The organism is Microbacterium pasadenense, from assembly GCF_047246565.1.
Classification (GTDB): Bacteria; Actinomycetota; Actinomycetes; order Actinomycetales; family Microbacteriaceae; genus Microbacterium.
Map to the genome: position 1 here is coordinate 247,676 of NZ_JBFOKN010000001.1, position 13,315 is coordinate 260,990.

General features: G+C 71.2%; 11 protein-coding genes. 8 read left to right on the forward strand and 3 right to left on the reverse strand.

From position 1 onward, the window contains the following. Positions 1 to 70: 70 nt before the first annotated feature. The 7 genes from AB3M83_RS01195 to AB3M83_RS01225 all read left to right on the forward strand — a co-directional run bounded on the left by AB3M83_RS01195 (position 71) and on the right by AB3M83_RS01225 (position 9,442). Positions 71 to 1,138, forward strand: coding sequence for a LacI family DNA-binding transcriptional regulator (locus AB3M83_RS01195; RefSeq protein WP_412944535.1), 1,068 nt, complete (start codon positions 71 to 73; stop codon positions 1,136 to 1,138). A gap of 49 nt (positions 1,139 to 1,187) precedes the next feature. Further along, positions 1,188 to 2,891 (forward strand): ABC transporter substrate-binding protein, encoded by a 1,704-nt coding sequence (locus tag AB3M83_RS01200; RefSeq protein WP_412944536.1) that lies wholly within the window; start codon positions 1,188 to 1,190, stop codon positions 2,889 to 2,891. A 3-nt stretch (positions 2,892 to 2,894) separates the two neighbouring features. After that, on the forward strand, positions 2,895 to 3,881 hold the full coding sequence (locus AB3M83_RS01205) for an ABC transporter permease (RefSeq protein ID WP_412944537.1): 987 nt from the start codon (positions 2,895 to 2,897) through the stop codon (positions 3,879 to 3,881). Positions 3,882 to 3,897: 16 nt separating this feature from the next. Continuing rightward, positions 3,898 to 4,899, forward strand: a complete 1,002-nt coding sequence (locus tag AB3M83_RS01210) for an ABC transporter permease (RefSeq protein ID WP_412944538.1) — start codon at positions 3,898 to 3,900, stop codon at positions 4,897 to 4,899. Continuing rightward, positions 4,896 to 6,602, forward strand: a complete 1,707-nt coding sequence (locus AB3M83_RS01215) for an ABC transporter ATP-binding protein (RefSeq protein WP_412944539.1) — start codon at positions 4,896 to 4,898, stop codon at positions 6,600 to 6,602. Before AB3M83_RS01210 ends, AB3M83_RS01215 begins: the two co-directional genes overlap by 4 nt. Further along, positions 6,599 to 7,870 (forward strand): glucoamylase family protein, encoded by a 1,272-nt coding sequence (locus AB3M83_RS01220; protein ID WP_412944541.1) that lies wholly within the window; start codon positions 6,599 to 6,601, stop codon positions 7,868 to 7,870. The genes AB3M83_RS01215 and AB3M83_RS01220 overlap by 4 nt, the downstream gene beginning before the upstream one ends. 111 nt (positions 7,871 to 7,981) lie before the next feature. Then, on the forward strand, positions 7,982 to 9,442 hold the full coding sequence (locus AB3M83_RS01225; protein WP_412944542.1) for a sugar porter family MFS transporter: 1,461 nt from the start codon (positions 7,982 to 7,984) through the stop codon (positions 9,440 to 9,442). A gap of 689 nt (positions 9,443 to 10,131) precedes the next feature. Here the strand turns inward: AB3M83_RS01225 and AB3M83_RS01230 are convergent. After that, complete coding sequence (locus AB3M83_RS01230; protein ID WP_412944543.1) at positions 10,132 to 11,196, reverse strand: histidinol-phosphate transaminase; 1,065 nt, start codon at positions 11,194 to 11,196, stop codon at positions 10,132 to 10,134. A 54-nt stretch (positions 11,197 to 11,250) separates the two neighbouring features. Here AB3M83_RS01230 and AB3M83_RS01235 point away from each other — a divergent pair, with 54 nt between their 5' ends. Continuing rightward, positions 11,251 to 11,640 carry a phage holin family protein gene (locus AB3M83_RS01235; RefSeq protein ID WP_412944544.1) on the forward strand — a complete coding sequence of 130 codons (390 nt, stop codon included), beginning with the start codon at positions 11,251 to 11,253 and terminating at the stop codon, positions 11,638 to 11,640. Positions 11,641 to 11,695: 55 nt separating this feature from the next. On the opposite strand, the gene AB3M83_RS01240 is transcribed toward AB3M83_RS01235, so the two are convergent. After that, complete coding sequence (locus AB3M83_RS01240) at positions 11,696 to 13,039, reverse strand: hypothetical protein (RefSeq protein WP_412944545.1); 1,344 nt, start codon at positions 13,037 to 13,039, stop codon at positions 11,696 to 11,698. Continuing rightward, on the reverse strand, positions 13,039 to 13,296 hold the full coding sequence (locus AB3M83_RS01245; RefSeq protein ID WP_412944546.1) for a hypothetical protein: 258 nt from the start codon (positions 13,294 to 13,296) through the stop codon (positions 13,039 to 13,041). The genes AB3M83_RS01240 and AB3M83_RS01245 overlap by 1 nt, the downstream gene beginning before the upstream one ends. Positions 13,297 to 13,315: the final 19 nt, after the last annotated feature.

Consider the following 13,315-nt stretch of genomic DNA (forward strand, 5'->3'; position numbering starts at 1 on the left):
CGGTTACCATCCGCTACAGTCGCTCGATGTATCCGGTTACATCCCCGGATGCCGGGTTCGAGGAGGCGGAATGAGCACCGGAAGCGGCCCGACGACGCGCCGACGGAGCAGCACGCCCGCCCGGCCGACGATCCGCGACATCGCCCGCGAGGCCGGTGTCTCGGTCGCCACCGTCTCCCGCGTCACGCACGACGACCCCCGCGTCACCGGCGAGACCAAGAAGCGGGTGCAGGAGGCGATCGACCGCCTCGGCTACACACCGTCGTCGCTCGGCCGCGCGCTGTCGTACCAGCGCACCAACACCCTCGGGATCGTCCTGCCCGGCCTCGGCGGGCCGTATTTCGCCGCGCTGATCGAAGGCGCCGAGTCCGTCGCGCTCGAGCGCGGCGTCGCGATCAACGTCCTCGGCACCCATCTGCGGCCGGATGCCGTGGGGTCGGTCCGCCAGCTCGCCGAGCGCACCGACGGGCTTTTAATCGCCGGGGGGACGCTGCCCGACGACGAGGTCGCCCGCCTCTCCCGGACCGGTCGCGTCGTCCTCGTGGCCGGCTCCAGCGCGGATGCGCCGTCCGTCCTCACCGACGGCCGCGGCGCAGCGGCAGAGCTGACCCGCCATCTCATCGAGGTGCACGGACACCGACGGATGCGGTTCGTCGGCGAGCCCGACGGATCCCCGGACACGACGCGCCGGTACGAGGGCTTCCGCGACGCCCTTGCCGCCGCCGGCCTCCGCGAGGCCGGTGCGCCGCTCCATTACGGCCTCGACGTGCGAAGCGGCGCCCTCGCCGCCCGCGAGGTGCATGAGAGCGTGCTCCCCGACGCGCTGGTCTGCGCCAACGACGAACTCGCGATCGGACTCCTGGCCACGCTGCCCGGCCTCGGCCACCGGATCCCCGCAGACGTCGCCATCACCGGGTTCGACGACCAGTCGCTCGCGGCGATCGCCTCGCCCCGACTCACCACCGTTCATCAGCCCGTCACCGAGCTGGGCGCCCGCGCCGCCGCCGGCGCCCTCGGCGAGGAGCTCGGCCCGAGCACGGTGCTCGAGACGCGGCTCGTGATCCGCGAATCCTGCGGCTGCACCGACGCAGCCGCCGTGTCCTCTGCTCCCGCCACCCCGGAGGCGCCCGAGGCCTGACACGTCCCCGCCGGAGGAGGTCCGGCATCCCAGGAACGAGGAGGTTCCGATGAACACGCGCTTGAGACTGGCGGCGAGCACTGTCGCCCTGGCCGCGCTGCTGACGACATCCGCCTGCGCGAACATCGGCCTCGAGCCGCCGCCGCCGGCCGAAGAGGGCATGATCGCCGAGATCCGGATGCCGTCCGAAGCCGCGGGGTCCGTCCAGGGGCTGCTGAACTACAACTGGCTGTCCCCCAACGCGAGTGTCCAGACCTGGCTGTTCGAGCCGCTCATGATCCGTGACCGGTTCACCTGCGAGGCCATCCCCTGGCTCGCCACCGGCTACGAGTGGCCCTCCCCCGACCGGTTCGTGCTCACGCTGCGCGAGGGCGTGGAGTGGAGCGACGGAGAACCATTCGACGCCGACGACGTCGTGTACACGTTCACCGCCGGCAAGGAGTTCCCCGCCGCCGACCGCGCCGGACTGTGGGGCGAGTTCTTCGGCGCCCCCGCCGAATCCGTCACGGCCCTCGACGACCACACCGTCGAGTTCCGCTTCACCGGACCCGCCGTCCCGAAGACCGACGGCATCCTCACCACGACGAAGATCCTGCCCGAGCACATCTACGCCGAGCAGGGCGACCCGACGCTCTTCGTCGACGAGGTCGGCGTGGCCACCGGGCCTTTCACGCCGTCCTCCTACAACGGACGGCGACTCGTGCTCGAGCGCAACGAGAACTACTGGAACGCCGACGAGGTCAAGGTCCAGCAGATCTCGATGGAGGGCCAGTACGACGCCAACAGCGGCGCCCTCAAGCTCCGCGGCGGTGCGCTCGACCTCTACCAGGGGGACATCCCGAACCCGAACCGCTCCGTCGTCGCCCCCGACCCCGAGAATGCGCACTTCTTCTACCCGCCGGACGCGACCACCGTCCTCGCGCTCAACAACGAGCGCCCCGTGCTGAGCGACCCGAAGTTCCGCGAGGGCTTCGCCTACGCCCTCGACCGCGAGGCCCTGACCGAGCGCGCCAGCTTCGGCATCATGGAACCGGCCAGCCAGACGATGCTGCTCATGCCCTACCAGGAGCAGGACATCCCGGAGAAGTGGCGGGGCAAGGAGTACATCCCGTACGACCCGGACCGCGCCAACGAGCTGCTCGACGCCGCCGGCTACAACAGGAACGCCGACGGCTGGCGGGTCGACGAGAACGGCGACCCGCTGTCGTTCGTGTTCAGCGTGCAGGCCGGCTGGATGGACATCATCGCGATGGCCGACGTCGTCGTCCGCAACGCGAAGGATGTCGGCGTGCAGGTCCGGATGGTGACCACCGACCCGAACGCGGTCGACGGCATGCAGCGCTCGGGCGACTTCGACATGGTCGTCGACTTCGTCGGCGGCGGATGCCAGCGCGCTCGCGACCTCGGCGCCCGGCTGCAGACCTCGCAGATCTCCCACGACGAGGAGCTCCTCCTCAACCGCGCCCGGTACTCGAACCCCGACGTCGACGCCCTCGTCGAGGAGTGGGCGAACACGACCGACGAGGCCCGTGCGACCCGCATCGAGGAGCGGATCATCGACGTCTTCATGACGGAGTTCCCCTACATCGCCCTCCAGTACGCCCCGAGCCGGCTGATCTACCGCACCGAGAACGCGGTCGGCTGGCCGAGCGATGAGAACCCGTACCCGGTCGACCAGCTGATCCGCCTCGCGCCGCTGCTGCGTCCGCCCGGCGAGACGGATGCCGCCGGCGCGGCCCCCGGGGAGGGCTGAGCCGTGGTCTACTACCTCCGCAAGTCGGGCTATTTCCTGCTCACCCTGTGGGCGGCGATCACGCTGAACTTCATCATCCCGCGTCTGCAGCCGGGCGATCCCGCCGAGATCATGGTGACGCAGCTCACCGGTCGTGGCGAGGTCGACCCGGCGCAGGTCGCCGCCATCAAGACGATGCTCGGCTACGGCGACGACAACGTGTTCGTCGCGTACTGGCAGTACCTGCAGCAGCTGTTCTCGGGCGACCTCGGGATCTCGTTCACCTACTTCCCCATCTCGGTGGTCGAGGTGATCGGCAAGGCGCTGCCGTGGACGCTCGTGCTGGTCGGCCTCACCCAGGTGCTGTCGTTCGTCATCGGCACCCTGCTCGGAGCGCTGGCCGCGTGGCGGCGCAACAGCCGGTTCGACGCCACCATCTCGATCGGCTCGACGTTCGTCGGGAACCTCCAGTCGGTGTGGATCGGTCTGATCATCCTCTTCCTCTTCGCGTACACGCTCGGCTGGTTCCCCGCCGCGGGCGGGTACGGCTACACCGACGAGGACTTCAGCCCCGAGCACATCGCGGACGTCGTCGCCCACGGCTTCCTGCCCGCGCTCACCCTCATGGTGACCGCGCCGATCGGCTTCATCCTGTCGATGCGCAACACGATGGTGCAGGTGCTGGGCGAGGACTACATCCGGCTGGCGGCCGCGGCCGGCCTCCGCGAGCGCACCCTCGCCCTCGGCTACGCGGCGCGGAACGCGCTGCTGCCGGTCGTCACCGGCTTCGCGCTGTCGCTCGGCGTGCTGATGGGCGGGTCGATCCTCATCGAGACCGTCTTCGACTACCCGGGCATGGGCCGGCTCATGGGCGAGGCGACCAGCAACCGCGACTTCCCGCTCATGCAGGCCATCCTGCTCGCGACGATCATCATCGTCCTCACGGCGAACTTCATCGTCGACCTGCTGTATCCGCTCATCGATCCTCGGGCCCGCCGGGCCGCGGCGTGAAAGCCAGGTGACAGCCATGTCCGAAGAGATTCCGATCCCCCAGCCCGCCTCGATGCCCCAGCCGGCATCGACGACGACCCCCGACCGCACCGAGCCGGTGCGCACCTTCCGCCGCCGGGTCACCGCCGAGGACGCGTCGACGAAGGAGGTCGTCGCGATCGTCCGTCCGCCGCGGTGGTACCAGATCATCTGGTCGAGCCGGAAGGCGCGGGTCGGCCTCATCATGCTCGCGGTCTTCCTGCTCGTCGCGGTGTTCGCCGACTTCCTGTCGCCGTACAGCCCGACGGATGCCGGCTTCGCGCCCGCACAGGATCCGAGCGCCGCCCATTGGATGGGCACCAACACCCTGGGCTACGACCTATGGACGCAGCTCGTGCACGGCACGCGGCTCTCCTTCGCGATCGGCGTCTTCGGCGGCCTGGCGACGATCGTCATCGCCATCATCGTGGGGCTGCTCGCCGGATACCGAGAGGGGAGCGTGCTCGACGACGTGCTGTCGTTCCTCACCAACCTCGCCCTCGTGATTCCCGTCCTCCCGCTCATGATGGTGATCGTCGCCTACAGCGAGACGCGCGGCCTCGGGCTGCTCGTCTTCGTCGTCGCGATCACGAGCTGGGCGGGCGCGGCGCGCGAGATGAGGTCGCTGATCATCTCGATGCGCAACCGCGACTACGTCACCGCCGCGCGGTTCGGGGGCGACGGGATGCTGCGGATCGTGTTCCGGGAGATCATGCCGAACATGTCGTCCCTGATCGTGTCGGGCTTCATCGGCGCCGCGACGGCCGCGATCGCCGCCGAGGCGGGCCTGTCGTTCATGGGGTTCGGCGACCCGAACACCGTCAGCTGGGGCCAGATGCTCGCCCAGGCGAATGCGAACGGCGCGCTCGTCCAGGGACTGTGGGTCTGGCTGGTGGCGCCCGGCCTCATGCTCGCCTTGCTCATGACGTCGCTGACGTTCGTGAACTTCGGCGTCGACATGCTCAGCAACCCGCACCTGCGCGAGGAGGAGAAGTCATGAACGCTGCGAATCCGGGCGGTGCGGCATCCGTCCTGAACGTCGACGGCCTGTCGGTGCAGTACCGGCCGAAGGTCGGTCCCGTCGTCGACGCCGTGAAGAACGCCTCGCTGCGCGTGGGTCCAGGCGAGTTCGTCGGGCTCGCCGGCGAGTCCGGGTCGGGCAAGACCACGTTCGCGCAGGCCGTGCTCAAGCTGCTGCGGACTCCCGGTCGGATCACCGGCGGCATGATCCGCTGGGGCGACCAGGATGTCACCGATCTCGAGGGCGAGCAGCTCCGGCCGCTGCGGTGGTCGTACGTCTCCACCGTGTTCCAGTCGAGCATGAACTCGCTGAACCCGGTCGTGCGGGTGCGGCGGGCGTTCCACGACGTCATGCACGAGCACACCGACCTGACCGACGCGCAGATCCGCGAGCGGTGCGAGGAGCTGTTCGACCTCGTCAGCGTCGACGCGCGGTTCCTCGCCATGTTCCCGCACGAGCTGTCGGGCGGGATGCGCCAACGGGTGAACCTCGCGCTGGCCCTCGCGCTGCAGCCGCAGCTCGTGCTCTTCGACGAGCCCACGACGGGTCTCGACGTCGTCGTCCAGAAATCGATCCTCGACAAGATCCGCGAACTGCAGGAGCGCGAGCGCTTCGGCGCCGTCCTCATCACGCACGACATGGGCACCCTGCTCGACTTCTCGGACCGCGTCGCCGTCATGTACGAGGGTGAGATCGTCGAGGACATCGCGAGCGCGGATGCCGTCAGCTCGGGCCCGCGGCATCCGTACTCGATCCATCTGGTCGGCTCGTACGCCGAGCTGCTCGGCGAGGACGTGCAGGGGTACGAGGGCGCCGAACTGGAGGAGCCGGCGGAGGTGGCTCAGGAGGCGCCGGTCGAGCACCGGACGGTGCTCGAGATCGCGGATCTCGGGCGGCGCTTCGCGAAGCGCCAGGGGATGCGGACCGAGCACGTCGACGCCGTGAAGGACGTGTCCTTCACCCTGCGCGAGGGCGAGGTCACCGCCCTGGTCGGCCAGTCCGGCTCGGGCAAGTCGACCATCGCCCGCATCCTCACCCGGATCGACGAGCCGACCTCCGGCAGCGTCCGGTACGCGGCCAAGCAGGACGGCGCGCTGCACGACATCTCGAAGCTGAGCGGGAAGCTGGCGCGCGAGTACCGGCGGAACGTGCAGTACGTCTTCCAGGATCCGTACGCCGCGCTGAACCCGACGCTGACGGTGGGGTACTCGCTGGCCCGTCCGCTCGTGAACTTCCTGCACGTCGGTCGTCGCGAGGCGGTGGAACGTGCGGCCAGCCTGCTCGAGACCGTCGGCCTCACACCCGCCGGCCGGTTCATCGGGCGACTGCCGCACGAACTGTCCGGCGGGCAGCGGCAGCGCGTCGTCATCGCGCGGGCCCTCGCCGCCGAGCCGCGGCTCGTGATCGCCGACGAGCCGATCGCGAGCCTGGACGTATCGATCCGGGCCGAGATCCTCGAGGTGCTGCAGTCTCTCGTCTCCGATCACGGCGTCGGGATGCTCTACATCACCCACGACCTGCTGTCGGCCAAGAGCCTCGCCAACCACGCGCTCGTCCTGAAGGACGGCGTGCTGATCGAGGCGGGCCCGGCCGAGGAGGTCATCGAGAACCCGCAGGCCGAGTACACCCGCCAGCTGCTCGATGCCATCCCCAACCCGTTCGAGAAGAGGTCCGCCGCATGACGACCACCCTGCCCGACTCCCTGCCCGAGGACATCCGCGAACTCGCCGAGCGCGAGGTGGATGCCTCGATCCGCTGGCTCTGGCGGTTCTCGACGCCGTCGGGACCGGGGTGCGGCCTCGTCCTGGACAAGGACGACGTCGCGGCGGTCGCGACGGTCGCCGCGACCGGCTTCGCCCTCGCCGCCTGGTGCGTCGGCGTCGAGCGCGGCGTGCTCGGCCGCGACGAGGTGCGCGAGCGGGTGCGGGGCACGCTGCGGGTGCTCGAGGAGGCGGTCCCCGAGAAGAACGGTTTCCTCGCCCACTTCGTCGACGCCCGCTCGGGCGACCGGGTCAGCACGTCGGAGTACTCGACGATCGATACGACGCTCGCCCTGTGCGGCGCCGTCGTCGCGGCATCCGTCTTCGCCGACGACGAGGAGATCGGCGCGCGCGTGGACCGGATGCTGAACCGCATCGACTGGGACTGGATCACCACCGTGCAGCCCGACGGGCGGGTGCTGCTGCACATGGCGTGGGTCGGCTCGCGGAGCGACGACTACGCCGACGGGGCGGATGTCGACGGGTTCGTCAGCCTGTGGGAGATGACGGCCGAGCAGCTGCCGATGTACCTGCTCGCCGCGGGTCATCCCGATGTCAGCGGCGAGCGCGCCCAGGCGCTGTGGGACGGCTTCGACAAGCCGGTCGGATCCTACGGCGGGCACGAGTGCGTCTTCGAGCGCGCCGGGACCCTGTTCACCTACCACTTCCCCCTCGCGTTCTACCCGTTCCACCGGGTACGGGACCGGGACGGCCGCGACTGGTGGGCCAACGCGCGCGAGGCCTCGCTGGCCAGCAAGGCGTGGTGCGCCGACCAGGCTCACCGGTCGAAGACATTCGCCGCCGGACTGTGGGGGCCCGCAGCCGGCGAGGGGCCGAGCGGCTACGTCGTCAACGGCGCCCGCCCCGCCCATCACGAGCCCCGGTGGGACGGCACGATCCCACCCGTGTCGCTGTTCGGCGCGCTTCCGCTCGCACCGGCGGACGTCGCCCCGGCGCTCCGGGTGCTGCGGGACGAGCATCCCGGCGCGTGGAACGAATGGGGGGCCGCCGACGGCATCAACCTGGAGGGCGACGAGCCGTGGTACGCCGGCCCGCGCTACGGACTGAACAAGGGGGCGACCGCCCTGCTCGGCGCCGCCGCCCTGGGGTCGACCCTGGTCTGGGATGCCTTCTCGCGGCATCCGTGGATCGCTCGGGGCGCCGCGAAGATCGGCTTCACCGACGTCTGAAGCCTGCCCGGCGAGCGGCCGCCGTCGACGCGCTCCGGCGGCGTCTTGCCGAAACCGGGCGCCCGCGCAAGCGGGGCGCTGGCTCCTGCGGGCGCGAGTACCGTTGAAGGAATGAGCACAACCGGGACCATTCCGTCGGACGCGTTCTCGCTCCGCAGTCCGTTCGGCCGGCGGGCGATCGCCCTCTCCGTCGCCGCCGCCGTGGGCGGCTTCCTCTTCGGGTTCGACTCGTCGGTCATCAACGGCGCCGTCGACGCGATCTCGGGCAACTTCGAGCTGAACGACGTGCTCACCGGGTTCGTCGTCGCCGTCGCGCTGCTCGGGTGCGCAGTCGGCGCGATCACCGCCGGGAACCTGTCCGATCGCTGGGGTCGACTCAAGACCATGATGCTCGGGTCGGTGATGTTCCTGGTGTCCTCGGTCGGGTCCGCGCTCACCTTCAGTGTTCCGGACCTCATCGTCTGGCGTGTGATCGGCGGCATCGGCATCGGGATCGCCTCGGTCGTGGCGCCCGCCTACATCGCCGAGATCGCGCCCCGCCAGATCCGCGGCGGACTGGCGTCGCTGCAGCAGCTGGCGATCACGCTCGGCATCTTCACGGCCCTGCTGTCCGACGCGGTGCTCGCCAACTCCGCCGGTGGCGCATCCGAAGACCTGTGGTGGGGCCTCGAGGCGTGGCGCTGGATGTTCCTGGTCGGCGTCGTGCCGGCGGCCGTCTACGGCATCCTGGCGTTCACGATGCCGGAGTCGCCGCGGTACCTGCTCGCCCAGGGCCGCCGCGACGAGGCGCGCGAGATCTTCTCCCGGCTGGTCCCCGCGGCCGACCTCGACAAGTCGGTGAACGAGATCAGCTCCGCCATCGAGGAGGACCGCAAGAGCAAGAGCGCGTCGCTGCGCGGCCCCGTGCTGGGTCTGCAGGGAATCGTCTGGGTCGGCATCATCCTGTCGACGTTCCAGCAGTTCGTCGGCATCAACGTGATCTTCTACTACTCGACGACCCTCTGGAAGGCGGTCGGGTTCGACGAGAGCGACTCGCTCCTGATCAGCGTGATCACCTCGGTCACGAACGTGGTCGTCACCCTGATCGCCATCTGGCTCGTCGACCGGGTCGGCCGCAAGCCGATCCTGCTCACCGGCTCGCTGCTCATGACCGTGTCGCTCGGCACGATGGCGCTCGCGTTCGCGTTCGCCGTCGAGGTCGACGGCGCGCCGAGCCTGCCCGGCGCCTGGGGTCCGATCGCCCTGATCGCCGCGAACCTGTTCGTCGTCGGCTTCGGCGCCTCGTGGGGCCCGCTGGTCTGGGTGCTGCTGGGCGAGATCTTCCCGAGCCGCATCCGCGGCAAGGCGCTCGGCGTGGCCGCAGCCGCCCAGTGGATCGCGAACTTCCTGATCACGGTGTCGTTCCCGGCGATGTCGGGCTGGTCGCTGCCGGTGACCTACGGCATGTACGCCCTGTTCGCGGCGCTGTCCTTCGTCTACGTCGCCTGGCGCATCCCCGAGACCAAGGGCATGGCACTCGAGCAGACCGAGACGCTCTTCGTCCGCACGCCCAAGGAGCGCTCCCGCTCCTGACGCGCCCCGCTCGAGGGACGCGATCGGTCGGGATGCCGGCGCCCGCACCGCAGCTCGCGTCCCCCGAGCCGCAGCATCCGCGCCGCGCCGCCCTCCGGGGACGCGAGATGTCGCGGTCACGACGCGCGCACCACACGTCGCGTCCCCCGAGCCACGGCATCCGCGCCGCGCCGCCCCTCCGGGGACGCGAAACGTCACGGTCACGACGCGCACACCGCACCTCGCGTCCCCCGAACCGCCGCATCCGCCCCGCGCCGCTCCTCCGGGGACGCGAAACGCCGCGGTCACGACGCGCCGCCGCACCTCCCGTCCCCAAGCCGCGGCAGCCGCCCCGCACCGCTCCTCCGGGGACGCGAAACGTCGCAGAGCCGACGCACGCACCGTACGTCGCGTCCCCGAGCCGCGGCGTCCGCCCCGCGCAGCCCCTCCGGAGACACGAAACGTCGCAGAGCCGACGCGCGCACCGCACCTCGCGACCCCCGAGCCGCGGCATCGCCCCACGCTGCCGCTGCGGGGACGCGAAACGTCGCAGTAACGACGCGCACACCGCACCTCGCGTCCCCCGAGCCGCGGCATCCGCCCCGCGCCGCCCTCCGGGGACGCGAGACGTCGCAGAGCCGACGCGCGCACCGCACCTCGCGTCCCCCGAGCCCGCCGCATCGCCCGCGAGGGCGGCAGCGACGGGGAGGTCAGGCGCGGACGGATGCCGCGACGGCGACGACCAGGTCGACCGACTCCGCCTCGCCGACCGACACCCGAACGCCGTCGCCCGCGAACGGACGCACGACCAGGTCGGCGGCTTCGAAGGCGGCCGCGACCTCGAGGGCACGGTCCCCCGCCGGAAGCCAGACGAAGTTGCCCTGGGCGTCGGGGACGTCCCAGCCGGCGTCGCGCAACCGGACGACCAGGCGGTCGCGACGCTCGGCGACAGCGGCGACCCGCTCCTGCAGCTCGGCCTCCGCGTCGAGGCTCGCGAGCGCGGCCGCCTCGGCCTGGGCGGTGACGGACAGCGGGATGCCGGCGCTCCGGGCCACGTCGAGGATGCGGGGGTGCCCGACGGCGTAGCCGATGCGCAGGCCGGCGAGGCCGTACGCCTTCGAGAAGGTGCGGAGCACCACGACGTTGTCGTGGCCGGCCGCGAGGATCTTCGCGCCGTCGACGGCATCCGCTGCGGTCACGAACTCGGCGTAGGCCTCGTCCAGCACCACCAGCACGTCACGGGGGACGGCGGCGAGGAACTCCTCGAACGCCGACTGGGTGACCACCGCGCCGGTCGGGTTGTTCGGCGTGCAGACGAAGACGGCGCGGGTCCGCTCCGTCACGGCCGCGGCCATAGCGACGAGGTCGTTCTCGGCGGCATCCGTCAGCGGGACGGCGACCGGGGTCGCCCCGGTCACGGTGATGATGCCCGGGTACGCCTCGAACGACCGCCACGGCAGCACGATCTCGTCGCCGACGGTCGCCGCGGCCTGAGCCAGCTGGTACAGGATCGACACCGACCCGGCGGCCACGTGGATCCGGTCGCTGGTCACGCCGTACCGCTCGGCCAGGCGGTCGCGCAGCCGCCCGGCGAGCGCGTCGGGGTAGCGGTTGAACGCGGTCGCCGCCTGGACCGCCGACACCACCCCCGGAAGGGGGTCGAACGGGTTCTCGTTGCTGGAGAGCTTGTAGGCCGTCGCGCCGGCCTGCTTGCCCTGCGTGTACGAGGGGAGCGCGGCGATCTCGGGGCGAACGCGTACGGGGATGTCGGTCACCGTCCGAGTCTACGAGGCGTGACTCCCCGGCATCCGTCGTGGGAGACTGCCCGCATGCGCTTCCTCATCCGAGTCGTGATCAACGCGTTCGCGATCTGGGTCGTGACCCTCATCGATCCGCTGCAGGTCGAGGTCACCCCGTTCGCACCCGGCGAGACCCTGCAGTTCGTCCTGTCGCTGCTGGCGGTCGCCGCGGTCTTCGCGATCGTCAACACCGTCATCGGCACGGTGCTGAAGATCCTCGCGTTCCCGCTCTACATCCTCACGCTGGGCCTCATCTCGCTCGTCATCAACGGGTTCCTGTTCTGGCTGACCGGCTGGTTCACCGAGTGGTGGGGCTGGGGGCTGACGGTCGAATCGTTCTGGCTGGGCGTGCTCGCGGCGCTCGTCATCTCGATCATCAACTGGATCTTCGGCATCATCCTGCGCCCCTCGAAGCGCTGACCGCCGACCGCCGCCGCGCAGCGCGCATACGACAGGCACCGGATGCCGGTGGTCCTCACCCGGCCGGACCGTGCCGCTGCGCGAGGTCGTCTCGGACCGCGCCCGCGGATTCGGCGTCGAACACGAAGACGTCGACGGATGCCGCATCCGCCAGCTCGCCGATCCGCTCGCGAACGGCGTCCATGCGCGGATCCGCCGACGCGTCCAGCATCTCCGCGGACGCGATGTAGGCGTCGAGGTGATGCACGGTCGCGCTGAGGTCGCCGAGGCTCGGCAGCGGATCGACCGTCCGCTCCGCGACGACGCTGCCGGGTGCGCCGATCGTCGTGGCGTGCCCGCCGGCCGCGAGCGCGGCGACCGGGTCGTCGGAGTGCCGCAGATCCACCTGGAGGGTCTGCGCTCCGAGATCGGCCTGGATCGGATTGCCGAACCCGACGAGGGCCGGCACGTCGAACTCCCCCTCGAGCGCCAGCCGGCTGCCGACCATCGCGCCCTGGGAGTGCCCGCTCACCAGGACCGCATCACCCGGTCTCGCGCCGGCCCGCTGCAGGGCGATCCGGGCGGCCTCGTACGACTCCGATCCGCGGCGCAGGTACAGCTGCGCGTTCGACTCCATGTCGAAGGCGCCCGGCCCGCCGATCGACCGCGTCCCGGTCAGGTACAGCGCGAACCGCTTCCCGCCGTCCGCCATGGCGTACCTCTCGACGCGGATGCTGCCGGCCCCGCCCGAGGGGATGCGGCGCGCGATCTCCGCCACCGACCGAGGCGCGGACCCCGGCGTCGCGGCGAGGAGCGTCAGCCGCGGCGGCGGGACGCGGCTGCGAAGCCGGCTGTCGTGGCCGACGACCCCGAGTCCGGCGTCCTTCACCGCGGTGAGGGTCCCGATCCCGGCCCCGAGGATCAGCGGGGCGACGATGCCGGGGAGCGCGCCGAGCCCGCTGAGCGGGAGGGTGCCGAGGATCAGCTGGCCCACCAGCGCGCCGTGCGGGTCGGGCGCGCGCGCCACGAGCATCTCGGCGAGCGCGGCCTGGTCGGGTGCGGTCCCGGCGAGCCGGTCCAGGCGCCCCGTGAGGTCCGCCGCCGCCCGCGCATCCCCCGCCGAGACGGCCGCGGCCCGTTGCGCGTCGAGTTCGATGATCTCGTAGATGATCGCCGTCTCGCGGAGCCCTCCCGCCAGGTCGGCCGCGCGGGCGCCGATCCGCTCGGCGCGGCGGATGAGGTCCTGCACCGTGACGGCCGACGCCGATCCGTACAGGTCGGCCGCGGCGTCCGCGATCGACGCGCGCAGACGGCCGCATTCGTCCACGATGTCGTCGAAGGATGCCGCGGCGTGCCGCAGGGTCGCCGTGTCGACGGCGATGATCCTGCCGCTGCGCAGGTCGAGGGGTTCGTGCCCCATCATCCCGCCGGCACGAGGTCGATCAGCCGGGCGCGCTCGCTGCGGACCTCCCGCAGCGCGGTGTCGAGCTCGGCGGTGAAGGCGCTCAGATCGGCGATCCACTCGTCGACGGCGAACCGGTACGCGTCGGCGGCTCGGGACTGCCAGTCCGTCGCGGCGGCGAGCAGGCGCCCCGCGTGCAGCAGCCGCATCGCCTCTCCGTCCGCCCGGGTGAGGCGGGCCAGGGCGGATTCGAGGGCCAGGACAGCGGGCGTCATGCCGTGATGGTGGTGCCGG

Bases quoted from the DNA above. Each gene is read 5' to 3' on its own strand.
- AB3M83_RS01195 (WP_412944535.1), top strand. From the start codon at position 71: ATGAGCACCGGAAGCGGCCCGACGACGCGCCGACGGAGCAGCACGCCC.
- AB3M83_RS01200 (WP_412944536.1), top strand. From the start codon at position 1,188: ATGAACACGCGCTTGAGACTGGCGGCGAGCACTGTCGCCCTGGCCGCG.
- AB3M83_RS01210 (WP_412944538.1), top strand. From the start codon at position 3,898: ATGTCCGAAGAGATTCCGATCCCCCAGCCCGCCTCGATGCCCCAGCCG.
- AB3M83_RS01215 (WP_412944539.1), top strand. From the start codon at position 4,896: ATGAACGCTGCGAATCCGGGCGGTGCGGCATCCGTCCTGAACGTCGAC.
- AB3M83_RS01220 (WP_412944541.1), top strand. From the start codon at position 6,599: ATGACGACCACCCTGCCCGACTCCCTGCCCGAGGACATCCGCGAACTC.
- AB3M83_RS01225 (WP_412944542.1), top strand. From the start codon at position 7,982: ATGAGCACAACCGGGACCATTCCGTCGGACGCGTTCTCGCTCCGCAGT.
- AB3M83_RS01235 (WP_412944544.1), top strand. From the start codon at position 11,251: ATGCGCTTCCTCATCCGAGTCGTGATCAACGCGTTCGCGATCTGGGTC.
- AB3M83_RS01240 (WP_412944545.1), bottom strand. From the start codon at position 13,039: ATGGGGCACGAACCCCTCGACCTGCGCAGCGGCAGGATCATCGCCGTC.
- AB3M83_RS01245 (WP_412944546.1), bottom strand. From the start codon at position 13,296: ATGACGCCCGCTGTCCTGGCCCTCGAATCCGCCCTGGCCCGCCTCACC.